Below are 25,349 nucleotides of genomic sequence, written 5' to 3'. Positions count from 1 at the left end.
CCTTTCGTGATGATCACCGCTGGCGGGTGCCGGCGATGAGAGGCTGCCTCATGGTGCGGGAGAGGCTGCTACGCGCAGTGGCGGACCGGCCTTCGCGCGGACGCGCTGCGCCCAGGCGAGGACGCTCGCTGCGACGACCGAGAAGATCAGCAGCCCGCCGGTGATGATGTTGATGACGTCGGATGTGACTCCGGCGAGGCGCAGGCTGCTGCCCAGCACCCCGATCAGGAGAACGGCGGCGACGACGCCGTGGAGGTGTCCCCGTCCGCCGAACACCGACACTCCGCCGAGCACCACGGCCGCGATCACCTGCAGCTCGAGCCCGGTGGCGTTGTCGCCTCGGGCGCTGCCGAACCGCAGCGTGTAGAAGATGCCTGCGAAGGCGGCGACCACGCCCGAGAGCACGAACAGGATGAACTTCGTCCGTTCGACGTCGACGCCCGAGAACCGCGCGGCGTCCTTCGACAGACCGATCGCGAAGACACCACGGCCGAAGGGCGTGAAGTGCAGCAGCACCGCGAACAGCACCAGCAGGATCAGGAACGGGATGACGATGTACGGGATGGTCGTCCCGGCGATCTTCGCCTTCGCGAGCGCCGTCCATGTCTCGGGGAAGTCCGTGACGGCCGTGGTGCCGAGCAGGCCGACCGCAAGCCCGCGGAAGAGTGCGAGCGTGCCGATCGTGACGGCGAGCGACGGCAGCCCGACGATCGTGACGAGGAACCCGTTGAAGGCTCCGCCGACGACGCCGACGAGGAGGGCCGCAAGGGCGGCGACCTCGAAGGGAGCACCCGACTCGGTGAGGACTCCGGTGACGACGCTGGCGAGCCCCACCATGGATCCCACCGACAGGTCGATCTCGCCCGTGATCATGACGAGCGTCATGGGCAGCGCGATGAGCAGGATCGGTGCGACGTCGAGGAGGAGGTAGTTCGCGGTGATCGGCTGGGCGAAGCCGCGGATCGTGACGGCCGCCACGATCGTCACCAGCACGAGGAGCGCGATGATCGCGAACTCGCGGTTGATGAAGATGCGCCGCCACAGCGGACGGTCGTAGTCGCGGATGACGCGGGTCGACGTCGTCGTCGTTGTCGTGGTCATGATTCGTCCCTCGCCTCGATGAGCTGGCGTCTCTGTCTGACCGCGAGCACCCGGTCGAGCACGATGGCCCCGATGATGAGCACACCGACCACGGCACGCTGCCAGAAGTCCGGGATGCCGAGAATGGGCAGCGCGCGGTTGATGGTCATCAGGAGCATCGCGCCGATGGCCGCGCCCCAGACCGTGCCGACACCGCCGGTGATCGCGATGCCACCGATGACGGCTGCGCCGACGGCATCCAGCTCCCAGCCGCTTCCCGCCTGCGAGCTGATGGATCCGTATCGCGCGGCGTAGAAGACGCCGGCGAGACCTGCGAGTGCACCCGAGAGGACGAACGCGGAGAGCACCCGACGGGTGACCTTGAGGCCGTAGAGCTCGGCCGCCGAGGGGTCGGAGCCGATCGCGTAGTACTCGCGTCCGCCCCGGATGTTGCGCAGATACCAGGCCGCGAGCGCGAGCACGATCACCGCGATGATCGTCAGCACAGGGATGAACAGGATCTGCTGCGTGCCGAGTGCGAGGAAGTCCTTGGGCATGTCGGAGGCGTTGATGCGATCGCTGCCGGTCCACAGCACATTGATGCCGCGGTAGGCATAGAGCGTGCCGAGCGTGATCACCATGGCCGGCACCTTCGCGAAGGCGACCAGCGCGCCGTTCACGAGGCCGAGGAAGGCACCGAGCAGGACGGCCGCGATCACGACGACCACGATGGGGATGCCGGGGACGTCGACGAAGAGGCGTCCGGTCAGGTAGGCCGTGAGGCCCATCACCGAGCCCACCGACAGATCGACGTTGCGCGTGATGATGACGATCGCCTGGCCCACCGCGACGAGCATGAGGATCGACGGCGTGAGCAGCAGATCGCGCCAGCCGTCGGAGCTGAAGAGGAACGCCGGATTCTTGACGGTCGCGGCGATCACGACGAGCACGAGCGCGGCGAGGATGCCGAACTCGCGTGCACGGCCGATGCCGCCGGGCTTCTTCGCGATCGCCGGAGCGGCGGCCGCGGGTGCGGTGGTGGTGCTCATGAGTGCAGCTCCGATGAGTGGGTGGCGGCGAACATGACGTTCTCGCTGGTGGCGTCGTCGCGGGAGATCTCGGCGGTGATGCGTCCTTCGCGCATCACGAGCACGCGATCCGCCATGCCGAGCACCTCGGGCAGCTCGGACGAGATCATCAGGATGCCCATGCCCTCGCCGGCGAGCTGCGACAGCAGTCGGTGCACCTCGGACTTGGTGCCGACGTCGATGCCGCGAGTCGGTTCGTCGATGATGAGGACGCGCGGGTCGGTGGCCAGCCACTTGGCCAGCACGACCTTCTGCTGATTGCCGCCCGAGAGCGTGGACGCCACGGTGTCGAGCGCGTGCGTCTTCACCTCGAGGCGCGACGCCCACTCCTTCGCCGCACGGTTCTCGATGCCGCTCGTGATGAGTCCCCACTTCGAGAGGCGCCGGCGGATGGCGAGCGTGATGTTGCCTCCGACGCTCGCGTCGATCACGAGGCCCTGCTTGCGGCGGTCCTCGGGAACGAGCGCGAGTCCGCTGCGCATCGCGGCGGTCGGGTTGCGGCGGGCGACGCCCGCGCCGAGCATCCGCACCTCTCCCTCGTCGTAGGGATCGACGCCGAAGATCGCGCGGGCGACCTCCGAGCGACCGGCACCGACGAGACCTGCCAGTGCGACGATCTCGCCCGCGCGCACCGTGAACGAGATGTCGTGGAAGACGCCGGGACGGGTGAGCGCTGTGACCTCGAGCAGCGGCTCGCCGATGACGGCCTCCTGCTTGGGGAACAGCTCGGTGACGTCGCGGCCGACCATCTGGCGCACCAGTTCGTCGACCGTGGTCTCGGCGATGGGAGTGGTGTCGATGTATGCCCCGTCACGCATGACGGTGACGGTGTCGCACAGGTCGAACACCTCGTCGAAGCGATGCGAGATGAAGAGGATCGCGCGTCCCTCGTCGCGGAGGCTCCGCGCGACCGCGAAGAGTCGGTCGACCTCGACGCCGCTGAGTGCGGCCGTCGGCTCGTCCATGATCAGCACGCTCGCGTCGAGGGAGATGGCCTTGGCGATCTCGATGATCTGCTGGTCGGCGATCGACAGACCCTCGGTGATGCGGTCGGGGTCGAGCGTCACGCCCAGGCGGCGGAAGATCCGGTCGACTTCGGTGCGCATGGCCTTGCGGTCGATGCGGCCGAGGAAGCCGGTGGGCTGACGTCCCATGAAGATGTTCTCGGTGACCGAGAGATCGGGGAACAGCGTCGGCTCCTGGTAGATGACCGCGATGCCCGCGGCCTTCGACTGGGCGGTGCTGGTGAAATCGACATCGTCGCCGTGCAGACGGAAGTCGCCCGAGTCGCGGCGGTACAGACCGGCCATGATCTTCACGAGCGTGGACTTGCCCGCGCCGTTCTCGCCGATGAGGGCGTGGATCGAGCCGGGGCGGAGCGTCAGGCTGCCGGAGCGGAGTGCGACGACGGGGCCGAAGGACTTCACCACCCGATGCAGCTCGAGCGCGGTGGGGGGAGCGCTGCGGGCGGAGGCTGCGTCTACCACTGGCTTTCCTCTCCGTTGAGGGGGATGATGATCGGAATGAACTTTACCTGAATCGATTCAAGCTCGTTTCAGGCTAGTGTATGTGATGCCGGTCTCAGGTCAACCCCCGATGCCGAAGCGTGATCCGCCCGACGACGAGAGGACTGCCGAATGCCGGTCAGCATCCGCGATGTCGCCGTTCGCGCTGGCGTCTCCGTCGGCACCGTCTCGAACGTCCTGAACCGACCGGACGAGGTCTCCAGCGAGTCGGTCGAGCGAGTGACGCAGGCGATAGAAGAGCTCGGCTACGTGCGAAACGACGCCGCCCGCAAGCTCAGAGCCGGCGTGAGCACGACCGTCGGATTCGTCGTGCTCGACGGCCAGAACCCCTTCTACAACGATGTGGTGCGCGGTGCCGAAGACGAGGCGTCCAGCCACGGCATCGCGATCCTGTACGGCAACACCGACGACGACCCGTCCCGCGAGAAGGTCTATCTCGACCTGTTTCGCGAGCAGCAGGTGCGCGGCCTGCTCATCGCCCCCTACGGCGACGTCATGACGCAGCTGCGCAAGTTCCGAGCGAGCGGGATCGCGACGGTTCTCGTCGACCGATTCAGCGCCGACAGCGGGTTCTCGTCGGTGTCGGTCGACAGCGTCGCGGGTGGGCGACTGGCGGTCGAGCACCTCATCGAGGGCGGTCGGCGGCGGATCGCCTTCGTCGGGGGCCCCTTCGACATGCGTCAGGTCACCGACCGTCTCGCGGGCGCTCGCGCGGCGGCCGAGAACGCGGCGGTGCACGTCGAGCTCGAGGTCGTGCCGACGGCGGCGATGACGGTCGAAGAGGGCGTCGCCGCCGGAGCGCGCCTGCTCACCCGCCCTCGGCGCGAGTGGCCCGACGCGCTCTTCGCCGCCAACGATCTGCTCGCCCTCGGCCTGCTGCAGTCGCTCGTGTCGGGCGGACGCCTGCTCGTCCCCGACGAGATCGCGCTGATCGGCTTCGACGACAATCCGTTCGCGGCCGCCGCCGCGGTGCCGTTGTCATCCATCCGGCAGCCCAGCCGCATGATCGGTCGCACGGCGCTGCGGATCGTGCTCGAAGAGGCGGCCGACCCCGAGAGCATCCCCCGTCAGACCGTGTTCCCGCCCGAGCTGATCGTACGCAGCTCGACCGTCGGCTGACCTGGGGCGGCCCTCCCCGGACCTCGGCGGCTCACGTGCATCCGCAACCTGAGCATGCATTTCGGCCCAGAGCCCCGCCATCGAGCCCCCGATCAGGTCCCGTACGCCCTCGAGACCGGCCGATGCAGCCCCTCGTACTCGACCGACGGCCAGCGCTCATCGACCGTGAGCACCTCCCAGTCGTCATCTGTGCGCAGCAGGGTGTCTTCGACTTTGCGGCCCGGTGCGGTCGGGTTCCAGGCGAACGCCTGATCCTCGACGATCAGATCCGCAGTGGATGCCGTGGCGCGGGGATCGCGACCGGCATACCCGGTCGGTCCGCCCTGGTGGTGGCGCTGCCATTCGTCAGCGTCGAACCCGTAGCGGCCGTACGCCGCGATGCCCGCCGTGAACGCGTCGTTCAGACGGGCTCCCGGCACTGACGCATCGAGGAGAGCCCGCTCCACGCCCCAGATCGGCTCGTCATCGACGGATGCGCCAACCCAGCGTGTCGCGTTGGCGATGAGCCCGTTCCGACGCCCGCACACGACGATCATGGCCCGCTCTCCGAGCAGCCCGGCAGTCGGAAGCGGATGCCGGAACGCAGTCCGTTCGGAACCGGTGACCAGCACGACGAGCGGATCGATCCCTCGGGCGATGAGCTCGGCGGAGACGATTGCGGCGACCATCCGCTCGCTCTGCTCCGGACCGACGCGGGCGAGCGCATCCGTCAGCGCCTCTGCTGTCTCCCGTCCGAGAAGTCGATATCTGGCACGCTCGGCCGGCAGCAGGCGCGCGCGAGCCGCGCGCAGTTCAGCCGCGACGTGCGATTCGGCGACGCCGGCCTCCTCAGCCGCGGCGGCAGCGGGTGGGATCCACCACGGCACGCGCACCACGCGCGCGGCATCCTCCGGCAGCAGCTCCTCGGCGATCAGCCGATCGGCCTCGTTCTCGGCGATGAAGAGCACATCGCCCTGCGCCTCCGCCCGCACCGCGAGCACCGGAGGACCCGCGAGCGACACATGCGTGCGCACGCCCTCGAGGTACCACGACAGCGATTCGTGAGAGACGAGCACCACGGGCGCCCCGTCGACCTCTCGGCGCACGCGCGCCAGCCGATCCTGCTTCTCGGCGCGGTCCTCGGATGCTCCAGCCATGAGACCCTCCCTGAAGAACGTTTTCTCGTAGTATGACGACAGCCGCGACCTCTCGCGGACACGAAGGGATGCCGATGGCACGCGAATCGACACGCCCCGGCATCACCGACGTCGCGAAACTCGCCGGCGTCTCACTGTCGACGGTGTCGCGCGCGATGAACGGCAACCCGACGGTCGATCGGGCGCTCGCCGAGCGCGTGCAGGCAGCCGCTGCGCAGCTCGGCTACACGGCGAACCCCGTGGCACGGAGCCTGGTGCTCGGCCGCACCCAGACCATCGCCGTCGTGATCCCCGACCTCGAGAACCCGACGTTCCAGGCGATCCTGCGTGGCCTCAGCCGCGCGGCCGCGGACGACGGATACCACGTGCTGGTCGCCGACTCGCGTGAGGATCTGGACGAAGAGCAGGCGCTCGCCCGAGCGACCAGGCTGCGCACCGACGGCGTGATCCTCTGCGCCCCTCGAATGCCCGAGGAGGACCTCGGCCGACTGCTGCCGATGCTCTCCCCCGCCGTCGTGATCAACCGCGGCCCACAGACGAGCACTCCCGTGGTCGGCGCCGACTACGGATCCGGCATGCGCGAGATCGTCGGCCACCTCACCTCGCTCGGCCACCGCCGGCTCGTCTATCTCGCCGGCGCCACCCGCAGCGTGACGCACAGGGCGCGGCAGGATGCGATCGCGGCGGAGCTCTCCCGGACCGACGGGCTCGAAGTCGAGGAGATCACCGCAGGCGTCGACTTCGACAGCGGCACCGCGGTCGCCGACCAGGTTCTCGCGAGCGGAGCCACCGCAGTGATCGCCTACAACGACCTCGTCGCCATGGGGCTGCTCTCGGCCCTGACCGTGCGCGGCGTCGACGTGCCGGAGCAGCTGTCGATCACGGGTTTCGACGATATTCCCTTCGCCGCCTACACCTCACCCCCGCTCACGACCGTGGCCGTTCCCGCGGTCGAGATCGGCGCAGCCGCATGGGCTGCGATGCACGACCAGCTCACCGACGGCGATCCCACGGCAGCGCTCACCTTCACGCCGACCCTGATCGTGCGCGGCAGCACCGCCACCGTGCACACGCCCTGAACCGTCGGCGGTCCCGGGGCCTGACACCTCTCCTGTGCTATCGTCGAGAAAACGTTTCCTGACCGGAGATCGAAGAGAGATCACGATGACGAAGACCCGCTACGCCCTCGCCGGTGCCGGAGCCCGCGCGCAGATGTACGTCGAGGGGATCATCGGCACGCACCGTGACCGCGCCGAGCTCGTGGCGATCATCGAGCCGAACCCGGTGCGGGCCGGGCACTACGCCGACCGCATCGCGGAGGTCGGCGCGCCGGCGCCCCGCCTCGCCACCCCCGACGAGCTCGAGCAGGTGATCGGCGACGAGCGGGTCGACCGGGTCATCATCTGCTCCCGCGACGACCTCCACGCCGAGCTGATCGTCCGGTCGCTCGAAGCGGGCGCCGACGTCGTCGTCGAGAAGCCGCTCACGATCGACGCGGCGAGCGCCGCCCGCATCGAAGACGCCGTCGAGCGCACCGGTCGCCAGGTCGTGCTGACCTTCAACTATCGCTACTCGCCCCGCAACAGCGCACTGCGCCAGGTGATCCAGGACGGCACGATCGGCGACGTCACGTCCGTGGACTTCTCGTGGATGCTCGACACGAACCACGGCGCCGACTACTTCCGCCGCTGGCACCGCGAGAAGAAGAACTCGGGCGGTCTGCTCGTGCACAAGTCGAGCCACCACTTCGACCTCGTCAACTGGTGGATCCGCTCACAGCCGACCCGCGTCTTCGCGTCCGGCGGCCTGCGTTTCTACGGAGCCGAGAACGCGGCCGGCCGTGGCCTCGGCGAGCGACCGGCGCGAGGCACCCACGACGACGGCGACCTGTTCGAACTCGACCTGCGCACCGATGAGCGTCTCACCGCGCTCTACCTCGACGCCGAGGAGCACGACGGGTACCGGCGCGATCTCGACGTGTTCAGCGAAGGCATCACGATCGAGGACAACCTCGCACTCGTCGTCGACTATGCGTCCGGCGCGACGATGTCGTACTCGTTGAACGCGCACTCCCCCTGGGAGGGCTACCGCGTCGCCGTAAACGGCACCCTCGGCCGGGTCGAGCTCGAGGTGGTCGAGCGCGGCGCCGTGCTCGCGGGCGAGGGACTGCACCCGCACATCGACCCCAGCCTCTCCGGCGGCCACGGCACGACCGCACTGCGCCCTGAGAGCGAGCGTCTGATCGTGCAGCGCCACTGGGAAGAGGCCTACGAGGTGCCGATCGACGGCGGCGACGGAGGCCACGGCGGTGGAGACGAGCTGCTGCTGTCCGATGTCTTCGAGGGCCCCGGGGACGACCCCCTCGCGCGTCCGGCCGACTGGACCGACGGCATCCGCTCGATCGCGGTGGGCATCGCGGGCAACCGCTCACTCGAGACGGGCCTTCCCGTGAAGGTCGACGAGCTCGGGATCGCCCTGCTGGCGCGGCCATGAGGATCATCGTCACCGGCGGTTCGGGCAGACTCGGACGCACCCTGGTGACGGGCCTCGCAGATGCCGGGCACGAGATCGTCTCGATCGACCGGGAGCCGAGCGCGGCCCTCGACCGGGACGGGATCACGCAGGCGTCCCTCGACCTGACGGACGCGGATGCCACGGCATCCGCTCTCGCCGCGACGTCGGCGGATGCACTGATCCATCTCGCGGCGATCGCGGTGCCCTTCAGCGCACCCGAGGACGTGATCATCCGCACGAACGCGGCTCTCGCCCAGTCGGTGCTGGGCGGAGCCGTACGGGCCGGCATCCACCGCGTCGTCGCGGCGTCGAGTCCCACCGTGGTCGGCTATGGCGCACCTCGCGGCTGGACCCCTGAGCGCCTCCCCCTCGACGAGACGTCGCCGACCGAGCCCTGGAACGCCTATGCCCTGTCGAAGCTGCTCATCGAGCAGACCGTCGACATGCTGCGGCGTCAGGCCGGCGACGACGTGCGCTTCGCCTCCTTCCGCCCCTGCTACGTGATCGCCCCGGAGGAGTGGGCCGGCGCTCTCACCCAGCAGGGCCACACCGTTCTCGATCGTCTCGACGATCCGGCGCTCTCCGCGCCGGCGCTCTTCAACTATGTCGACGCCCGCGACGTCGCAGCCTTCACCGACACCCTCCTCGCCGCGCTCGACCACATCCCGAACGGCGAGAGATTCTTCGTGGGAGCCGACGATGCCCTCGCCCGCCGCCCGCTGAGCGAGCTGCTGCCCGAGTTCCACCCCGGCACCGAGCACGCGGCCGCGGCGCTGACCGACACTTCCCCCGCCTTCTCGTCCGACAAGGCCGCCCGACTCCTCGGCTGGCGCCCGTCCCGCACCTGGCGCGCAGAGCTGGCACTGCTGTGACCACGATCCGGAGCCTGTCGACTCGTCTGCAGAGAGTGCCGCTGACTCGTCCGTGGGCTGCCGACGTCACCTCCGTCGGCGTGATCGCGACTCATGTCGTGCGCTCCGACGGTGGCGAGGGATGGGGCTTCTCCTGGAGTCCGCAGATCGGTGCGCCCGCCGTGCAGGCGCTGCTCGAGCATGACATCGCTCCCGCCGCGGTCGGCCGCTCCGCCACGCCCGCCGAGAGCTGGCAGGGGATGTGGGAGCACCTGCACGAAGCCGGAGGCGGGGGGATCACGACGATCGCACTCGCCGGTCTGGACCTGGCGCTGTGGGATGCGGAGGCGAGGTCGACCGGCGTCTCGGTGTCGGAGTCGATCGGCCGCCGCCGCGAACGGGTGCGCGCCTACGGCTCAGGCGTGAACCTGCACTACTCGCTCGACGAACTGCTCGCCCAGGTGCAGCGCTGGATCGATGCGGGGTTCGAGGCGGTCAAGATCAAGGTCGGAAAGCCCGACATCGCCGAGGACGCCGATCGCGTCGCCGCCGTCCGCGAGCTGCTCGGCCCTGATCGGGGGCTGATGATCGACGCGAACCAGCGGTGGGATCTGGCGCGGGCGACCGCATCCGTCGAGGTCCTGTCGCGCTTCGACCTCGCCTGGATCGAAGAGCCCCTGCGCGCCGATGACCTCGACGGACATAAGGAACTCGCACGGCGCATCGACGTGCCTATCGCGCTCGGCGAGAATCTGCACACCGCGCACCGTTTCGGCGACTTCCTGCGCGCGGGTGCGGCGCAGATCCTGCAGCCCAACATCGTGCGGGTCGGCGGGATCACGCCGTTCCTCCGCATCGCCGAGCTGGTCGCCGCGCACGGTGCGACCCTGCACCCGCACCTTCTGCCCGAGCTCTCGGGTCAGCTCGCGCTGACTCTGCCCGACACCGGCCACGAGGTCCTGGTCGAAGACGTCGAAGACGCCGGCTTCGGTGCACTGGGAGCTCTCGCCGACCCCTCGCCGGTGACGATCGCCGACGGCCACCTCACCGAGAACCCGCACCACGGCCTCGGGCTCCGCTTCGCTCCCCTGCTCGACGACGGGGCCCGCCTCGGCGCCTGAGTTCTCGGCGCCGAGGCGTGCGGTCAGGCCTGCGGCAGCGCGCCGGCGTTCGCTCCGGCGAGCAGCTCCTCGACCTGCTCGTGCGTCACGTCCACCCCCGGGAATCCGATGAGGCGGCCGATCGGGAACGACGCCATCATCTTCTCCATGGCCTCGTCGTTGGGCATCATCGATGCCGCCGACGAATCGGCGCCGCTCAGTTCGCCCAGGAAGCCGCCGAGCGCGCCCATCATGATCGGCCCCGCGACGGGGTGCGCCATCACATCGCCGATCGAGGAGTTCATGGTGAGGGGCAGCGAGACCACATCACCCGCCACCTCGACGGTCGCGGTGGAGCGGATGTCGCGGCTCGATGCCGCGACATCGATGCGGTACTCGCCGGGCTCGACGATCCAGCGGTCGACGCGGACGTCCCAGTAGGCGAGGTCCTCGCGACGGATGACCAGCTCGACCGTCCGGGTCTCGCCCGCGGCGATCGCCACCGAGGCGAAGGCCTTGAGCTCGCGAGGCGCGCGCTGGACGACCGAGGACACCGGAGCGGCGTACACCTGCACGATCTCGCGGCCGTCGCGGGTTCCGGTGTTGGTCACGTCGACGCGCACGGCGATGTCACCGTTCTCGGCCGCTTCGACCGTTGCCTCGCCGTACGAGAAGGCCGTGTACGAGAGCCCGTGGCCGAACGGGAACGTGACATCGAGTCCCTTGGCGTCGTACCAGCGGTAGCCGACCAGCACTCCCTCGCCGTAGCGGACATGACCGAACTCGCCGGGGAAGCTGCCGAACGACGGGTTGTCCTCCACACGCACCGGCACCGTCTCGGTGAGCTTGCCCGACGGGTTCACGGCGCCGTAGAGCACGTCGGCGACCGCTCCGCCGCCCGCCTGTCCGAGCAGCCAGGTCTCGACGATCGCGGGCACCCGGTCGGCGAAGGGCAGCGCGACGACGCCGCCGTTCGAGAGCACGACGACCGTCGCGGGATTCGCCTCGATCACGGCGTCGAGCACCGCCAGCTGAGCCGCCGGAAGGTCGATGTGCTCGCGGTCGAAGCCCTCCGACTCCTCCGCGGCGGGGAGGCCGAGGAACACGACCGCGACATCCGCTGCGGACGCGGCGGCGACCGCCTCCGCGCGCAGGTCGTCAGCGGAGCGACCGGATGCAGCGGTGTCGCCGCCTTCCACGGCGAAGCCCGGCGCATATGCGACGTCGTCCCCACCGATCGCGCGCAGCTCGTCCAGCGCCTTGTCGACCCTGGTCGGGTTGATGAGCGACGATCCTGCTCCCTGGAATCGCGGCTCGGTGGCGAAGGCGCCGATGACAGCGATGCGCTGCTCGGGGGCGAGCGGCAGCAGGTCTCCGTCGTTCTTGAGCAGCACGATCGAGCGACCGGCCGCCTCCCTGGCGAGCGCATGGTGCGCGTCGACGTCGAGCGGGCCGGAGACGGCCGGACGCCGCTGCGCCTTGCGGACCAGATCGATCGCGCGGTCGGCCGCTGTGTCCAGCACGCTCTCGGCGAGCTCGCCGGCGCGCACGGCAGCGACGAGCTGCGCATCCGTCCGACCTCCCGACGACGGCATCTCGAGATCGAGGCCGGCGGCGACGCCCGCCACACGATCGTTCACGGCACCCCAGTCCGACACGACGAGACCGTCGAAGCCCCAGTCGTCGCGGAGCACCTGGGTGAGCAGCCAGGGGTCCTCCGATGCGTAGACGCCGTTGATGCGGTTGTACGAGCACATGACCGTCCATGGCTGAGCGTCCTTGACCACGCGCTCGAAGCCACGCAGGTAGATCTCGTGCAGCGGTCGCGGGTCGACGTCGGAGCTCGCCCGCATCCGGTCGAACTCCTGGTTGTTCGCGGCGAAGTGCTTCAGCGACGTGCCGACGCCCTGCGACTGCACACCGCGCACCGAGGCGGCACCCAGGGTTCCCGAGACGATCGGGTCTTCGGAGAAGTACTCGAAGTTGCGGCCGCACAGCGGCGACCGCTTGATGTTGATGCCGGGGCCCAGCACGATCGCGACGTCTTCGATGGCCGCCTCGACTCCGATGGCGGCGCCGACCCGCTCGATGAGCTCGGGGTCGAACGACGATCCGATGCCGACGGCCGGTGGGAAGCACGTCGCCGGCACGCTGCTCGAGAGGCCGAGGTGGTCGGTTCCCCCCGACTGCTTGCGCAGGCCGTGCGGCCCGTCGGTCATCATGATCGACGGCAGACCGACGCGATCGATGGCCTTCGTGGTCCAGAAGTCCGCGCCGCTCGTGAGCGACGCCTTCTCCTCGAGGGTGAGATCGGATGCCGAGGTGTCGGTCATGGTCTTCCTTTCGCGCGCGACAACGGTGTCTTGCGAAAACTATATGCCAGTAAGTATTGGATCTCAAACGTTGTTCAGGATTACTCTCGAGGAATGGCACGACGAGGTTCATACGCGAAGGGCGTCGCCAGGCGCGAGGAGATCCTCGAGAGCGCTCTCGATGTGATCGGCCGCAAGGGCTATCAGAACGCCTCGCTCAAGCAGATAGCCGAACTCGTCGGCGTCACCCCGGCCGCCCTGCTGCACTACTTCGGCAGCAAGGAGGAGCTGTTCACCGAGGTGCTGCGCACGCGCGACGAACACGACGGGATGGCGCCGCAGACCTCGAACTCCGAAGACGCGAAGTCCGCCTTCGTCGACGTCATCCGCCACAACACCGAGGTCCCGGGTGTCGTGGAACTGTTCTCCCGACTCTCCGTCGATGCCGTCGACCCCGCGCATCCCGCGCATCAGTACTTCCTCGAGCGCAGCGAGCGACTCCGCGAGAGCATCACCGACGCCTTCGCCCACGATGCCGACCGTCGAGCCGCTCTCGATCCGGACACCATGGCGCGCGTGATCCAGGCGGTCGCCGACGGACTCCAACTGCAGTGGATGATCGACCGCTCGGTCGACATGCCCGGCATCATCAGCGCTCTGATGGATGTGCTCTACCCGCCGACCGATCAGCCCGACGCGCAAGAGGGCTGAATGCGGAGAACCGCCCCTCGCGCTGTAGGCGAGGGGCGGTTCTTCGTGACGGAGAGTGCAGTCGGCGCGTCAGCGCACGTTCCCGTTCGAGCAGGTCTGCTGTGCGGCCGAGTTGCCCTTGATCGTGTCGGGCAGCGCCACCACGTTCTCGGGTGCGGCCGAGGGGTCCGGCGTCGCCGCCTCCGCTCCCGGCTCCGCCGGTGCCTGCGTTCCCGGGTCCGTGACGACGACGCCGTCGTTCTCGGTGTTCTGATGCGTGACCTGCAGCTGAGCGTTCTGGTTGATCGCGTCCCACATGGCCTCTGCTGACGTCTTGTCCGGCACGACGCGGTTGGGGTCGTCCGGGTCCGTGAAGGTCGGGTACTGCAGGAAGACGATGTCCTCGAAGGGCACGGACTTCACCGCGAGCGCGATCTGCACGATCTTCATCGGGTCGGCCAGCGACGTGCTCGCCTCGACGTTGTCGAGACCGGTCGTCGCCAGCTTCAGCATCATCGGCACGTTGCCGAGCGTCTCGCCGCTGATGAGCGTGCGCGCGAGGCTCGACATGTACTGCTGCTGGTTGCCGATGCGGCCGAGGTCGCTTCCGTCGCCGACTCCGTGTCGGGTCCGCAGGAACTGCAGCGCGGTGATGCCCTCGATCACATGGTTTCCGGCTGCGAGGTCGAGGCCCGTGTACCGGTCCTTGATCGGGGAGGCGAGGCACACCTCGACGCCGCCGATCGCGTTGGTGATCTCGATCACGCCGCCGAAGGTGACCGAGGCCGCGAACTGGATGTCCTGACCGGAGAGGTCGGAGACCGTCTTCGCGACGCAGTTGAGTCCTCCGTCGGTGTAGGCGACGTTGATCTGCTGCTTGTTCATCGCGGAGTGCACCTCGCCCTCTGCGTCCTCGCACTCGGGGATCGGGACCATCATGTCGCGCGGAAGGCTGACGACGGTGATCCGGCGCGGCTCCTCCGACACATGCATGAGGAGGTTCACGTCGTTGAGGGTGCCTTCGGAGTCCGCGCCCGTGCAGCGGTCGCCGAAGTACTGCGCGTACGCCTCTTCGCACGTGTCGACACCGGTGAGCAGCAGATTGAATCCGCCCTTGTACTCACTGATGTCGGGCGGCAGCTCCTCGGTGCTGTCGAGTTCGACAGCGTTGGCCGAGACGGTGCTCGAGAGGTCGTAGACGATGTAGGAGACGACGCCGAAGCCGCTCACCAGGACGACGGCGAGACCGATCGCGATGAACTTGAGCAGTTGGCTGAGGGGGCCCGGCGTGTGGAGCTGACCGTGGCGCGCGATGGTGCGGCGGCGTCGCGTGGTGGGACTCACTCGGGGCCTTTCGGTTCAGCGTACGGCGCGGAGGCACCGTCCCTGGAATGCGGAGGGTGTGGGATTCGAACCCACGAGACATCTCTGCCCACTGGTTTTCAAGACCAGCTCCATCGGCCACTCGGACAACCCTCCCGACAGACGAATCTGCCGACAAGCCGTGAGTCTAGCCGAGTTCTATTCTCCCGCGCTGACCTGGGCGGCCGCTGGAAGCGTGTTCAGCGCCATCGCGAGACCGCCGTCCTCGACATCGCCGGTCACCTCGCCCGCGGCATCCTTCACCTCTGTCGGCGCCTGCCCCATGGCGACCGCCCGGCCGTCGAGACCCAGCGCCCAGCCGAACATGCCGATGTCGTTGCGCCCGTCGCCGGCCACGAAGACGTGCCCGCGCTCGAAGCCGAGCTCGGTGCGCACGCGCTCCAGCGCCGTGCCCTTGTCCACTCCCTGCGGTGCGATGTCGAGCCAGGCCGTCCAGCCGATCGCGTAGGAGACCTCATTCAGCCCGGCGTCCGCCACGAGGCGGTGGAAGTCCTCCTCGTCGTGCCCGGGAGAGACGACGACGACACGGGACACCGGTTCGGCGACGAGCTCTTCGAAGCCGACCTGCCGTCCGCCGTCGAGCGTCCAGTCGTCCAGGTGCTCGGTGTAGAGCCGCAGCCCTGACCCGAGCTCGACCATGTAGCGGGCTTCCGGGAGCCGCTCGCGCAGCAGAGCGAGCACGGGAGACGGATCGAACGTCTCGATGTGCCACCGCTCCCAGTCGTCTCCCACTCGGCGCATGGTCACCGCACCGTTCGAGCACACCACGAAATCGGCGGTCAGCTCGAGCTGCTCGACATAGCGACGCGTCGCCATCCAGCTGCGTCCGGTGGCGATCGTGACCACATGGCCGGCGTCTCGCAGGCGCGCGACCGCCTCGGGAACACCGGGACTCATCGTCTCGTCCTGCAGGATGATCGTGCCGTCGACGTCGAGCCCGACGAGCCAGGGAGCTGTCACGCGGTCGGCTCCAGAACCTCGAGCCCGCCGAGGTACGGGCGCAGCACCTCCGGCACGCGGACCGATCCGTCGGCCTGCTGGTGCGTCTCGAGCAGCGCGACGATCCATCGGGTCGTCGCGAGGGTGCCGTTGAGGGTGGCGACCGGCTGCGTCTTCGCGGTCTGCCCCTCCTGAGCCTCGGGTCGGTGGCGGATGTCGAGACGGCGCGCCTGATACGTCGTGCAGTTCGAGGTGGATGTGAGCTCGCGGAACGCGCCCTGCGTCGGGACCCACGCCTCGATGTCGTACTTGCGTGCGGCGCTGGAGCCCAGGTCGCCGGCGGCCACGTCGATCACGCGGTAGGCGAGACCGAGCGAGGTCAGCATCTCCTCCTGCAGCGCGACGAGGCGCAGGTGCTCGGCCTCGGCGTCCTCCGGGTTCGTGTAGACGAACATCTCGAGCTTGTTGAACTGGTGCACCCGGATGATGCCGCGGGTGTCCTTGCCATGGGAGCCCGCCTCACGGCGGTAGCAGGTCGACCATCCGGCGTACCGCAGCGCGCCCTTGCCGAGGTCGAGGATCTCGTCCTTGTGGTATCCGGCGAGTGCGACCTCGCTGGTGCCGACGAGGTAGAGGTCGTCGTCCTTGTCCAGGTGATACACCTCGTCGGCGTGCTCGCCGAGGAATCCGGTGCCCTGCATGATCTCGGGCCGCACCAGGGTGGGCGTGATCAGCGGGATGAAGTCGTTCTGCAGCGCCTTGTCGAGGGCGAGGTTCATGAGCGCGATCTCGAGCCGCGCTCCGATCCCGCGCAGGAAGTAGAAGCGGGCGCCCGACACCTTCGCGCCGCGCTCCATGTCGATCGCGCCGAGGATCTCGCCGAGCTCGAGGTGGTCTCGCGGCTCGAAGTCGAATGCGGGGACCTCGCCCACGCGTCGCAGCTCGACGAAGTCCGCCTCGCCGCCCGCGGGGACGCCGTCGACGACGACGTTCTCGATGCGTGCGAGAGCCACCGCCAGGGCGTCTGCCGCCTCGTTCGCGGCCTGCTGCGCCTGCTTGACGCGCTCGGCGAGGTCTTTGACCTGAGCGACGAGCGCCGCCTTCTCCTCCTTGGGAGCCTTCGCCACCAGCTTGCCGAAGGCGTTCTGCTCGGCGCGCAGCTCTTCGAACGCGGCGAGCGCCGCTCGGCGCGATCGGTCAGCCTCGAGCGCGGTGTCGACGGTGCCCTGGTCGTTGCCACGGGCGGCCTGAGAGCGGCGGACGATCTCCGGATTTTCGCGGAGGAGTGCGAGGTCGATCATCCATCAAGTCTATGGTGCGGCCCGGGCGCGTCCGCCGCGTCCGGGCGGGCCGACGCCCGGGCTAGAGTAGCGCCATGACCACGAGCGCCACCGGCCGACGCCAGGCAGCGCTCGTCTACAACCCGATCAAGGTCGACGGGAAGCAGCTGCGGGCGCGAGTCCGCGCTCTCTCGCACGAGGCCGGGTGGGAGCATCCGGCCTTCTATCCGACCACGATCGAGGATCCCGGTCAGGGTGCGACGGCCGAGGCCCTCGCACGCGGCGTGGATGTCGTGCTGGTGGCCGGCGGAGACGGCACGGTACGCGCTGTCTCCGAGGCCATCGCCAACACCGGGGTGCCGCTCGCGATCCTGCCGAGTGGCACGGGCAACCTGCTGGCGCGCAATCTCGGACTCCCGCTGGCCGACCCCGACGAGATGATCCGCGCGGCGCTGGGCGAATTCCGCCACGCGATCGACATCGGCTGGGCGCGTCTGACGAGAGAGAGCGGGCAAGACGAGGAGCACGCCTACGTCGTTCTCGCCGGCGTCGGGCTGGATGCGGACATGATCGCCAACACGCGCCCCGACCTCAAGAAGTCGGTCGGCTGGATCGCGTACGTCGACGGCGCGGCGAGGTCGCTCGTGAGCGCCGAGCCGTTCCGATCCGTGTTCCAGATCGACGACGGCCGCCTGCACTCGACGAAGGTGCACAGCATCCTGTTCGCCAATTGCGGCACCCTGCCTGCGGGAATCGCGCTGATCCCCGACGCCTCCATCACCGACGGCGTCCTCGACGTCGCCGTGATCCAGCCGACCGGCGTCTGGGGCTGGCTCGGCGTGTGGCGCAAGATCTGGTGGGACAACTCGGTGCTGCGACGCTCGCGCGCCGGCCGTCGCGTGCTCGAGCGACGGGGCCGGGACGCATCGGTGCACTACTTCCGCGGAGCCGTCGCCGAAGCCGCGGTGACCTCTCCCACCCCGATCGAGCTCGACGGCGACGAGTTCGGGACAGCGGTGCGCGTCACGTGCCGGGTCGATCCCGGGGCTCTTCTGCTGGCGCTCCCCGCCGATCACCCGGTCGCATCGCTCTGATCCACCGGGGCGCGCACTTCTTACAGCGTCAGCTGCGCACCTCGACCGTGCCGTCGAGGTTCCCGCCGACGAGCGTGAGGGTGAAGGCGTCATCATCGACGGCGTCCTCGCCGAATTCCAGGATCGTCGCGCGCGGTGCCATGTCCATGGTGCACACCTGATCGTCGTCGGTCGTGAAGGTCGCGGTGCCCGATGCACCAGATCCCTCGAGGCTCTCGACCACCGGGGGGCAGCCTGAAGAGCCCCACGTGAGCAGCACCAGCGAGCCGTCATCGAACCAGCCGGCACTCGGCGCGTACTCCGTCGATGAGCCGGGGGTGCCGGTGAACGACGGGTCGCCGTCGAGTTCGACGTCGTCGACCATGTCGCCGTACGTCACCTGCAGAGTGATCTCCTTCGTCGGGTCGACTCCCTCGGGCAGTGCGCCGACGCTCGCGCGGGAGGCCAGGTCAGCGGTGCACGCCTTCTCGCCGTCCGTCTCTGACTCCGGCTCGACCAGCGTCACCGATACCGTCTGCCCCTCGGCCGTCACCGCGTCGACCTGGGGAACGCACGTCGAGGAGCCCCACGTCACCACGGCGAACATGCGGCCGTCGTCGAGCAGCGTGCCTTCGACGTCGTCCGAATCGTCGGTGCTCTGCCCGGGCCCGCTCGAGGGGTTCGAGGTCGCCTGCGATCCTGTGGCCCCGGGGCCGATCGTGCACCCCGCGATCAGCAGCAGAACGGCCAGGGACGAGAGAGCGGCGACGACACGCGACGGGGAAGCCATGCACACAGGGTACCGGCCGCGGTCTGCCGAAAGCGCCCCCCGTATCGGCGCCCTATTGCAGCGCCGAGGTGAGACGGGCGAGGTTGTCGAGGACTGTCGACCGGAGCGGCTGCTGCATCCACTCCTCGAGAGTGAGCTCCCGGCTGAGCGAGCGGTAGACGTCTTCGACCGCGCGCATCTCGAGGACGAACTCCTCGCCGCGGACGAGCATCGACACCTCGAGGTTCAGACCGAACGAGCGCATGTCCATATTGCTCGAGCCGATCACGGCGACCTGGTCGTCGATGGTCAGACTCTTCGTGTGCAGGATGTACGGCTTGCGATACATCCAGATCCGCACCCCGGCCTTCAGCAGCGCCTCGTAGTAGCTGCGCTGGGCGTGGTACACCATCGCCTGGTCGCCCTCTTCGGAGACGAACAGCTCGACCGCGACCCCCCGGTCGACCGCTGCGGTGACCGCGAGCAGCAGCGCTTCATCCGGCACGAAGTACGGGCTGACGATCATGATCTTCTCTTTGGCCGCGTAGAGCAGCCCGAGGAACAGACGCAGGTTGTTCTCGACCTCGAACCCCGGTCCCGACGGCACGACCTGGCAGTCCAGGTCGCCCGAGCCCGCCTCGGCGTGCGAGATGTCGATCTCCTGCAGCACCTCGTCGGTCTCGCTGTACCAGTCGCTGAGGAAGATGGCGTTCACGCTCAGCACGACGGGCCCGTCGATGCGGACCATGAGGTCGACCCAGTGCAGACCCCGCTTGATGTTCTTGGGAAGGTTGTAGGTCGAGTCCGTGACGTTCTGGGAGCCGAGGAACGCGACCTTGCCGTCGACCACGAGGAGCTTGCGGTGGTTGCGCAGGTCGGGCCGCTGCATGCGTCCCTTCAGCGGCTGCACCGGCAGCATCAGGTGCCAGTTCGCGCCCATCCGATTGAGCCGGGCGACGGTCTTCCGGTACTTCGGCTTCCACCTGTTCGCCCAGTGGTCCAGCAGCACGCGGACATGCACGCCGCGTTCTGCCACCTCTTCCATCGCGCGGAAGAAGTTGTCCGTCGACGCATCGGACTGGAGGATGTAGAACTCGATGTGGACGTAGTCCTGGGCCTTGCGGATCTCGTCGGCCATCGCGTCGAGCGAGTCCTGATAGTCCGCGATCAGATGCGCGCCGTTGTCGCCGGAGATCGGCAGCGCTCCGAGACGGTGGTTCATCTCGACGAGCGGGGGAAACCAGCTCGGCGCATTCGGGCGCAGGGTGCCGAAGTGCAGGTGCTCGCTCGTCTCGGCGATGTACTCGTTGATCTGATCCTGCTTGCGACGCCGCGCTCGCGGCAGCCGTGGGTTTCCGATGAGCAGGAAGAGGAACACTCCGACGAACGGGATGAAGAAGACCGCGAGCAGCCAGGCCATCGCCGCCGTGGGACGCCGGTTGCGCGGGATGATGATGATCGCCGTGATGCGGATGGTCAGGTCGAGGGCGATCAGGAACGCCGCGGTCCACCAAGCCCAGATCTCGGGCGTCATCCCTCGTCCTCTCGGCCGCTCGGCACTTCGACGCCGGGCGCTTCAGTGGGCACCGATGACGGTGCGCTGGCTACACAGTAGCCGATGGTTCCGACGCCGCTCAGGAGCGCGGCGGCAGACCGCGTGCGGCCCGCTCCTCGGCTTCGATCCGTGCGTGCACCTTGCGTTCGGTGCGATCGAACCGCAGGATTCCGCGGAGCACGAAGAAGAACACGACGCTCACCCCGATGGTCGGGATGAGCGACCATGCGGCTGCGAGCCAGAAGTTCTCCATGGCTCCATGGTACGCGACTCACTACCCCACTGCTCCTCCACACTCGGGCGCAGAAGGGGGATAGGCCATCGGCGCTGTGGAGACCGACCGCGAGCGTGCTCGTGCGATGAGACTCGCCGGATGACAACACTGCTCCGCGCTTCCGGCTCCGCTGAGTTCCTCAGCATCGTCCCCTCTCTCGCAGGCTTCACCCCGACTGAGAGCCTCGTCCTGCTGCCGTTCCGTGGCACCCGCACGTATGGCGCGATGCGACTCGACCTCCCCCGCAGCCACGACGACCTCGCCGACTACGCGGATGCCGCGGTCGGCCTCGTCTCGCGAGTCGAGCGGACGGATGCGGTCGCCCTCGTGGTCTATACGGATGACACCGTGCAGCGCACACGCGACGGGCTGGTGCTCCCCTTCGCCGTCGAGGTCGATGAAGTGCTGGGTCGGGCGGAGGACGCCGGACTGCGTATCGTCGATGCGCTCTGCGTGACCCCCGAGGGGTGGTCGAGCTACCTCGACGGCGATCCGCAGGTCCGCAGTCTCGACCGCCTCGCACCCGAGGTGCCGGGCGTCGGTGATGTCTCCGGGGACCAGCTGTCCGGTGCTGCTCTTCCTGCGGTCGGCTTCGCCGACAAGGAGCGGGTGGGGCGCGCACTGCGTGACGTCGGCGGTCTCCTCGAACGAGGCGGCACACCTGGGGCGACGGGCACGGAGAACCCTCAGGCGATCGCGGCGCTCGTGCTCCTCGAAGACATCCCGGCCTTCTTCGAGTCCGTTCTGGCATCCCCGGACGATCTGCCGCCGTTCGCCACCGCGGCCCTCCTGTGGTGCCTCGATCGCCCGCTCTTCCGAGACGTGGCGCTGACCCAATGGGCGACCGATGCGCGCGGCGGCGAGCGCACGCTCCAGGCGCAGCTCGACTTCGCGGGCGCGACGACCAGGGTGCCCGACGACCTGGGCGATGTCTTCCTCGGCCGGGGACCCACTCCTGATCCGCAGCGACTCGCAGTCGCCCTCTCACTCGTCCGCACGGCTGCCGCTCTCGCCCCGCCTGCCGCGAGACCCGCTCCGCTCACCGCTGCGGCATGGCTCTCGTGGGCACTCGGCCGCTCGAGCCATGCCGCGCAGTACCTCGATCTCGTGCGGGCGATCGATCCCGAGTACGGTCTCGCCGCGCTGCTCGCGTCGATGATCGACGCGGCGATGCTGCCGGAGTGGGCGTTCAGACGCGGCGCGACGCCCGCTATTTGACGAGGGGGAAGAGGATGGTCTCGCGGATGCCGAGCCCGGTGATCGCCATCAGCAGACGATCGATGCCCATGCCCATGCCCCCGGACGGCGGCATGCCGTGCTCGAGCGCACGCAGGAACTCCTCATCGACCGGCATCGCCTCGACATCACCGCGGGCGGCGAGCTTCGCCTGCTCGACGAAGCGCTCGCGCTGGATGACGGGGTCGACGAGCTCGGAGTATCCGGTCGCCAGCTCGAACCCGCGGATGTACAGATCCCACTTCTCCACGACGCCCTCGATCGAGCGGTGCTCGCGGACGAGGGGCGAGGTGTCGACGGGGAAGTCCATGACGAAGGTCGGGCGCACGAGGTCGCCCTTCACGAAGTGCTCCCACAGCTCTTCGACGAGCTTGCCGTGCGTGGCCTGAGCGGGCAGGTCCACGCCGTTCGCCTCGGCGAAGGCGATCAGGTCCTCGACCGGATCGCTCGGGGTGATCGTGCGACCGGATGCCGCCGACAGCGACTCGTACATCGAGATGCGATCCCATTCGCCACCGAGGTCGTATTCGGTGCCGTCCGCCCAGGTGACCGTGGTCGAACCGGCGACCGCGATCGCCGCCTGCTGCACCAGCTCCTGCGTCAGCGCGGCCATCTGGTTGTAGTCGCCATAGGCCTGATAGGCCTCGAGCATCGCGAACTCGGGGCTGTGGGTCGAGTCTGCGCCCTCGTTGCGGAAGTTGCGGTTGATCTCGTACACCCGCTCGATGCCACCGACCACGGCACGCTTCAGGTACAGCTCGGGCGCGATCCGCAGGTAGAGCTCCGTGTCGAATGCGTTCGAATGGGTGACGAACGGGCGAGCGGATGCTCCACCGTGCTGCACCTGCAGCATCGGGGTCTCGACCTCGAGGTAGTCGTGGCTGCCGAACGTCGCTCGCAGGCTCGCGTTCACCGCCGCACGAGCGCGGACAGTCGTGCGCGCCTGCTCGCGGACGATCAGGTCGAGGTAGCGACTGCGGACCCGGCCCTCTTCACTGAGCTCCGAGTACGCATTCGGGAGCGGCAGGATCGCCTTCGAGGCGATCGCCCACCCGTCGGCCATGATCGACAGCTCGCCGCGACGGCTGGAGATCACCTCGCCGTGCACGAAGACGTGATCCCCGAGGTCGACGTACTCCTTCCAATCGGCGAGCGACTGCTCCCCGACGTTCGCGAGCGAGATCATCGCCTGGATCCGCGAGCCGTCGCCGGCCTGCAGCGTCGCGAAGCACAGCTTGCCCGTATTGCGACTGAACACCACACGACCTGCGACTCCGACGACGACGCCCGTCTCGGCACCCGCCTCGAGCTCGCCGTACTCGGCGCGCAGCGCCGGGATCTGGTGAGTCACCGGCACGCTGACAGGGAACGCTCCCCCGCCGGCGTCCGCGCGGTTCGCGACCAGACGCTCGCGCTTCGCCAGGCGCACGGCCTTCTGCTCGTGGACGTCTTCTTCGGTGGCGGCGGTGGTCGTCTCGGGCGCGGCAGACGCGTCAGTCATTCGGGGCTCCTTGAAAGTCGTGTCCAGTTTACCGAGGTCCGACCCCTCACCCTGCGGTCGAGTCTGGGTAGCCTCGAAGCATGGCAGCCACCAGACTCGCCCGCACGCTCGTCACGATCGGTCTCACCGCCGCTGCACTGCTCGTGCCCACGACACCGGCAGCTGCAGCAGCAGCGGGACCCGCACCCGCCGCCGGCGCCTCGACCGCGATCCGCGCCGACGTGGACGACTTCTCCTACGCATCGTGGGATGCACGGTACGAGGTGGGTCTCGACGACGACGGCCGCTCGCACATGCACGTCACCGAGTCCCTCACGGCTCGATTCCCCGAGGTCGATCAGAACAAGGGGATCGTCCGCGGCCTTCCGACGAGCTACGAGAACGCGTGGCTCGATGTGCGAGTGCTGTCGGTGACCGACGAGACCGGGGCCGACGTGCCCTACGAGACCGAGCAGGAGGACGGGCTGCTGCTGGTGCTCACCGGCGACGACGACTACGTGCGCGGACTCACGACCTACGTGATCGAGTACGAGATGCGCGACGTGATCCTGGCGGCAGACTCCGGAGTCGACGAGTTCTACTGGGACCTCCTTCCTCTCGACAGCACGCAGCCCGTCGAGGACTTCCGTGCGGAGATCGTGTTCGACGAGACGATGACGGATCGGTTGACCGGAAACGCCCGCTGCTACACCGGCTACCAGGGATCGACGAACGAGTGCGACCTCGTCGCGTCGCCCGACGGCGCGCAGTTCGCTGTCGAGGCGAAAGAGCTCTCCCCCGGCGAGGGGATCACGGTCGCCGTCGGATTCGACCCTGGCACCGCTGTGCAGCCGTCGGCTCGGCAGCCCGATCCCGTGACCGACACCGTTCCCGCGATCGCGGCACTGGGCGGGCTCGGGCTCTCGGTCGGAAGCTGGATCGCCGTGTCGGCGTTCAAGAAGAAGCGACGCACATCCAGCGGCATCATCGTCGCGCAGTACGACGTGCCGGATTCGCTGCCGCCACTGCTGGCCGCCGGGATCGTGCCCGGCGCCAAAGACCCGATCCCCGCAGAGATCATCCACCTCGCGGTACGCGGCCTGCTGCGCATCGAGGAGGGCACCGACGTCGAGCAGCCACGGCTGCGACGCCTTCCGGGTGGGAGGATTCCTGACGAGCTCGACGCCCAGGCACTGGATGCGCTCTTCGTCGGCGCCGACGCCGCAGGAGTCGCCGAGGTTCCGAGTTCGAGCGAGGACTTCGCGGCCCGCATGAAGACGCTGTCGCAGAGCGGCATCGAGGCAGCGGGGTCCCGCGGCCTCACCACCAAGGCGCGCAGCAGGGGCGCGATGATCCTGCAGTGGTGTGCGATCGGCGTCGTGCTCGCAGGCTTCGCCCTCGGCCTCTGGGGGATCATCGGCGGACGTGTCACAGCGATTCCTGCGTTCGTCGCGATCGCGTTCGGTGTCTTCCTCGTTCTCCTGTCCTCCTTCTACGGCTTCTCGAAGCACACCGTCCTCACCGCCGAAGGCGCCCGACTGTACGAATACCTCATGGGCGTCAGGGAGTTCATCCGCGTCGCCGAAGCCGACCGACTCCGGATGCTCCAGTCGTACACGGGCGCCGAGAGGCGACAGGACGGCAGCGCGAACGTGATCGTCGTCTACGAGCGCCTGCTCCCCTACGCGATGCTGTTCGGCATGGAGAACGAATGGGGCGCCATTCTCGAGCGGGTGTACGCCTACGAGCAACGAGGCGCGTCGTGGATCGGGGATCCCAGCGCGCCCTTCGTCCGCGGTCAGCTCGTGGCGTTCGCTGCGACGTCGCACGCGTCCGCGACGTACGCGGCACCGAGTGCGAGCTCGTCGTCGAGCGCAGGCGGATCGTTCGGCGGCGGCTTCTCCGGCGGAGGCGGTGGAGGCGGCTTCTCGGGCGGTCGCTGAC

General features: G+C 68.7%; 21 protein-coding genes and 1 tRNA gene. 9 read left to right on the top strand and 13 right to left on the bottom strand.

What is annotated here, in order from left to right:
• Positions 1-48: 48 nt before the first annotated feature.
• The 3 genes from BEP68_RS10400 to BEP68_RS10390 are packed head-to-tail and all read right to left on the bottom strand — an operon-like array spanning position 49 to position 3,655.
• Entirely contained in the window at positions 49-1,101 is a 1,053-nt protein-coding gene (locus BEP68_RS10400) for an ABC transporter permease (protein ID WP_053098751.1), read from the bottom strand.
• On the bottom strand, positions 1,098-2,129 hold the full coding sequence (locus BEP68_RS10395) for an ABC transporter permease (protein ID WP_053098750.1): 1,032 nt from the start codon (positions 2,127-2,129) through the stop codon (positions 1,098-1,100). The genes BEP68_RS10400 and BEP68_RS10395 overlap by 4 nt, the downstream gene beginning before the upstream one ends.
• Positions 2,126-3,655 (bottom strand): sugar ABC transporter ATP-binding protein, encoded by a 1,530-nt coding sequence (locus tag BEP68_RS10390; RefSeq protein WP_187249927.1) that lies wholly within the window; start codon positions 3,653-3,655, stop codon positions 2,126-2,128. Before BEP68_RS10390 ends, BEP68_RS10395 begins: the two co-directional genes overlap by 4 nt.
• A gap of 150 nt (positions 3,656-3,805) precedes the next feature.
• Between BEP68_RS10390 and BEP68_RS10385 the strand changes: the two genes are divergently transcribed.
• Entirely contained in the window at positions 3,806-4,813 is a 1,008-nt protein-coding gene (locus BEP68_RS10385) for a LacI family DNA-binding transcriptional regulator (protein ID WP_187249926.1), read from the top strand.
• 92 nt (positions 4,814-4,905) lie between these two features.
• On the opposite strand, the gene BEP68_RS10380 is transcribed toward BEP68_RS10385, so the two are convergent.
• Positions 4,906-5,949 carry a M24 family metallopeptidase gene (locus BEP68_RS10380; RefSeq protein WP_261987822.1) on the bottom strand — a complete coding sequence of 348 codons (1,044 nt, stop codon included), beginning with the start codon at positions 5,947-5,949 and terminating at the stop codon, positions 4,906-4,908.
• Between the two features lie 74 nt (positions 5,950-6,023).
• Here BEP68_RS10380 and BEP68_RS10375 point away from each other — a divergent pair, with 74 nt between their 5' ends.
• From BEP68_RS10375 to BEP68_RS10360, 4 genes are all read left to right on the top strand, one after another.
• On the top strand, positions 6,024-7,028 hold the full coding sequence (locus BEP68_RS10375) for a LacI family DNA-binding transcriptional regulator (RefSeq protein WP_187249925.1): 1,005 nt from the start codon (positions 6,024-6,026) through the stop codon (positions 7,026-7,028).
• Between the two features lie 85 nt (positions 7,029-7,113).
• Complete coding sequence (locus BEP68_RS10370; RefSeq protein WP_187249924.1) at positions 7,114-8,442, top strand: Gfo/Idh/MocA family protein; 1,329 nt, start codon at positions 7,114-7,116, stop codon at positions 8,440-8,442.
• Positions 8,439-9,335 carry an NAD-dependent epimerase/dehydratase family protein gene (locus BEP68_RS10365; RefSeq protein WP_187249923.1) on the top strand — a complete coding sequence of 299 codons (897 nt, stop codon included), beginning with the start codon at positions 8,439-8,441 and terminating at the stop codon, positions 9,333-9,335. Before BEP68_RS10370 ends, BEP68_RS10365 begins: the two co-directional genes overlap by 4 nt.
• Complete coding sequence (locus tag BEP68_RS10360) at positions 9,332-10,435, top strand: mandelate racemase/muconate lactonizing enzyme family protein (RefSeq protein ID WP_315985301.1); 1,104 nt, start codon at positions 9,332-9,334, stop codon at positions 10,433-10,435. Before BEP68_RS10365 ends, BEP68_RS10360 begins: the two co-directional genes overlap by 4 nt.
• Before the next feature lie 23 nt (positions 10,436-10,458).
• On the opposite strand, the gene BEP68_RS10355 is transcribed toward BEP68_RS10360, so the two are convergent.
• Positions 10,459-12,747, bottom strand: a complete 2,289-nt coding sequence (locus BEP68_RS10355; protein WP_187249922.1) for a glycoside hydrolase family 3 C-terminal domain-containing protein — start codon at positions 12,745-12,747, stop codon at positions 10,459-10,461.
• Between the two features lie 93 nt (positions 12,748-12,840).
• Here BEP68_RS10355 and BEP68_RS10350 point away from each other — a divergent pair, with 93 nt between their 5' ends.
• Positions 12,841-13,437 carry a TetR/AcrR family transcriptional regulator gene (locus tag BEP68_RS10350; protein ID WP_187249921.1) on the top strand — a complete coding sequence of 199 codons (597 nt, stop codon included), beginning with the start codon at positions 12,841-12,843 and terminating at the stop codon, positions 13,435-13,437.
• A gap of 69 nt (positions 13,438-13,506) precedes the next feature.
• Here BEP68_RS10350 and BEP68_RS10345 read toward each other — a convergent pair whose 3' ends face one another.
• From BEP68_RS10345 to serS, 4 genes are all read right to left on the bottom strand, one after another.
• On the bottom strand, positions 13,507-14,760 hold the full coding sequence (locus BEP68_RS10345) for an LCP family protein (protein WP_053098742.1): 1,254 nt from the start codon (positions 14,758-14,760) through the stop codon (positions 13,507-13,509).
• 50 nt (positions 14,761-14,810) lie between these two features.
• Positions 14,811-14,895 (bottom strand) — tRNA-Ser (locus BEP68_RS10340).
• A 42-nt stretch (positions 14,896-14,937) separates the two neighbouring features.
• Positions 14,938-15,759, bottom strand: coding sequence for an HAD family hydrolase (locus tag BEP68_RS10335; protein ID WP_053098741.1), 822 nt, complete (start codon positions 15,757-15,759; stop codon positions 14,938-14,940).
• Positions 15,756-17,039: a serine--tRNA ligase gene (gene serS, locus BEP68_RS10330; RefSeq protein ID WP_053098740.1), complete on the bottom strand. Its 1,284-nt coding sequence runs from the start codon at positions 17,037-17,039 to the stop codon at positions 15,756-15,758. The genes BEP68_RS10335 and serS overlap by 4 nt, the downstream gene beginning before the upstream one ends.
• 74 nt (positions 17,040-17,113) lie before the next feature.
• Between serS and BEP68_RS10325 the strand changes: the two genes are divergently transcribed.
• A complete protein-coding gene (locus BEP68_RS10325; protein ID WP_072590707.1) occupies positions 17,114-18,112 on the top strand; it encodes a diacylglycerol/lipid kinase family protein in 999 nt (332 codons plus the stop codon).
• Positions 18,113-18,140: 28 nt separating this feature from the next.
• Here BEP68_RS10325 and BEP68_RS10320 read toward each other — a convergent pair whose 3' ends face one another.
• The 3 genes from BEP68_RS10320 to BEP68_RS10310 all read right to left on the bottom strand — a co-directional run bounded on the left by BEP68_RS10320 (position 18,141) and on the right by BEP68_RS10310 (position 20,668).
• Positions 18,141-18,881, bottom strand: coding sequence for a hypothetical protein (locus tag BEP68_RS10320; protein WP_187249920.1), 741 nt, complete (start codon positions 18,879-18,881; stop codon positions 18,141-18,143).
• Between the two features lie 52 nt (positions 18,882-18,933).
• On the bottom strand, positions 18,934-20,394 hold the full coding sequence (cls, locus tag BEP68_RS10315; protein WP_053098737.1) for a cardiolipin synthase: 1,461 nt from the start codon (positions 20,392-20,394) through the stop codon (positions 18,934-18,936).
• A gap of 100 nt (positions 20,395-20,494) precedes the next feature.
• Positions 20,495-20,668 carry a hypothetical protein gene (locus tag BEP68_RS10310; RefSeq protein ID WP_171821981.1) on the bottom strand — a complete coding sequence of 58 codons (174 nt, stop codon included), beginning with the start codon at positions 20,666-20,668 and terminating at the stop codon, positions 20,495-20,497.
• A gap of 120 nt (positions 20,669-20,788) precedes the next feature.
• Between BEP68_RS10310 and BEP68_RS10305 the strand changes: the two genes are divergently transcribed.
• Positions 20,789-21,907, top strand: a complete 1,119-nt coding sequence (locus BEP68_RS10305) for a DUF4192 family protein (RefSeq protein WP_187249919.1) — start codon at positions 20,789-20,791, stop codon at positions 21,905-21,907.
• Here BEP68_RS10305 and lysS read toward each other — a convergent pair.
• On the bottom strand, positions 21,900-23,426 hold the full coding sequence (gene lysS / locus BEP68_RS10300; RefSeq protein ID WP_053098735.1) for a lysine--tRNA ligase: 1,527 nt from the start codon (positions 23,424-23,426) through the stop codon (positions 21,900-21,902). The two genes, BEP68_RS10305 and lysS, sit on opposite strands and share 8 nt — an antisense overlap.
• An 80-nt stretch (positions 23,427-23,506) precedes the next feature.
• Between lysS and BEP68_RS10295 the strand changes: the two genes are divergently transcribed.
• Positions 23,507-25,348 carry a DUF2207 domain-containing protein gene (locus tag BEP68_RS10295; protein ID WP_187249918.1) on the top strand — a complete coding sequence of 614 codons (1,842 nt, stop codon included), beginning with the start codon at positions 23,507-23,509 and terminating at the stop codon, positions 25,346-25,348.
• The last annotated feature ends 1 nt before the right edge of the window (position 25,349 follow it).

This window comes from Microbacterium sp. 4-7, assembly GCF_014332665.1.
GTDB lineage: Bacteria > Actinomycetota > Actinomycetes > Actinomycetales > Microbacteriaceae > Microbacterium.
The sequence above is the reverse complement of the archived record's forward strand: the minus strand, read 5'-3'. Positions and strand labels throughout refer to the sequence as shown.

What these genes read in the sequence shown, in the direction of transcription:
- BEP68_RS10355 (WP_187249922.1), bottom strand. Translation starts at nt 12,747, where the DNA reads ATGACCGACACCTCGGCATCCGATCTCACCCTCGAGGAGAAGGCGTCG.
- BEP68_RS10395 (WP_053098750.1), bottom strand. Translation starts at nt 2,129, where the DNA reads ATGAGCACCACCACCGCACCCGCGGCCGCCGCTCCGGCGATCGCGAAG.
- BEP68_RS10375 (WP_187249925.1), top strand. Translation starts at nt 6,024, where the DNA reads ATGGCACGCGAATCGACACGCCCCGGCATCACCGACGTCGCGAAACTC.
- serS (WP_053098740.1), bottom strand. Translation starts at nt 17,039, where the DNA reads ATGATCGACCTCGCACTCCTCCGCGAAAATCCGGAGATCGTCCGCCGC.
- BEP68_RS10305 (WP_187249919.1), top strand. Translation starts at nt 20,789, where the DNA reads ATGACAACACTGCTCCGCGCTTCCGGCTCCGCTGAGTTCCTCAGCATC.
- BEP68_RS10365 (WP_187249923.1), top strand. Translation starts at nt 8,439, where the DNA reads ATGAGGATCATCGTCACCGGCGGTTCGGGCAGACTCGGACGCACCCTG.
- BEP68_RS10325 (WP_072590707.1), top strand. Translation starts at nt 17,114, where the DNA reads ATGACCACGAGCGCCACCGGCCGACGCCAGGCAGCGCTCGTCTACAAC.
- BEP68_RS10320 (WP_187249920.1), bottom strand. Translation starts at nt 18,881, where the DNA reads ATGGCTTCCCCGTCGCGTGTCGTCGCCGCTCTCTCGTCCCTGGCCGTT.
- lysS (WP_053098735.1), bottom strand. Translation starts at nt 23,426, where the DNA reads ATGACTGACGCGTCTGCCGCGCCCGAGACGACCACCGCCGCCACCGAA.
- BEP68_RS10385 (WP_187249926.1), top strand. Translation starts at nt 3,806, where the DNA reads ATGCCGGTCAGCATCCGCGATGTCGCCGTTCGCGCTGGCGTCTCCGTC.
- BEP68_RS10400 (WP_053098751.1), bottom strand. Translation starts at nt 1,101, where the DNA reads ATGACCACGACAACGACGACGACGTCGACCCGCGTCATCCGCGACTAC.
- BEP68_RS10370 (WP_187249924.1), top strand. Translation starts at nt 7,114, where the DNA reads ATGACGAAGACCCGCTACGCCCTCGCCGGTGCCGGAGCCCGCGCGCAG.
- BEP68_RS10295 (WP_187249918.1), top strand. Translation starts at nt 23,507, where the DNA reads ATGGCAGCCACCAGACTCGCCCGCACGCTCGTCACGATCGGTCTCACC.
- BEP68_RS10310 (WP_171821981.1), bottom strand. Translation starts at nt 20,668, where the DNA reads ATGGAGAACTTCTGGCTCGCAGCCGCATGGTCGCTCATCCCGACCATC.
- BEP68_RS10350 (WP_187249921.1), top strand. Translation starts at nt 12,841, where the DNA reads ATGGCACGACGAGGTTCATACGCGAAGGGCGTCGCCAGGCGCGAGGAG.
- BEP68_RS10380 (WP_261987822.1), bottom strand. Translation starts at nt 5,949, where the DNA reads ATGGCTGGAGCATCCGAGGACCGCGCCGAGAAGCAGGATCGGCTGGCG.
- cls (WP_053098737.1), bottom strand. Translation starts at nt 20,394, where the DNA reads ATGACGCCCGAGATCTGGGCTTGGTGGACCGCGGCGTTCCTGATCGCC.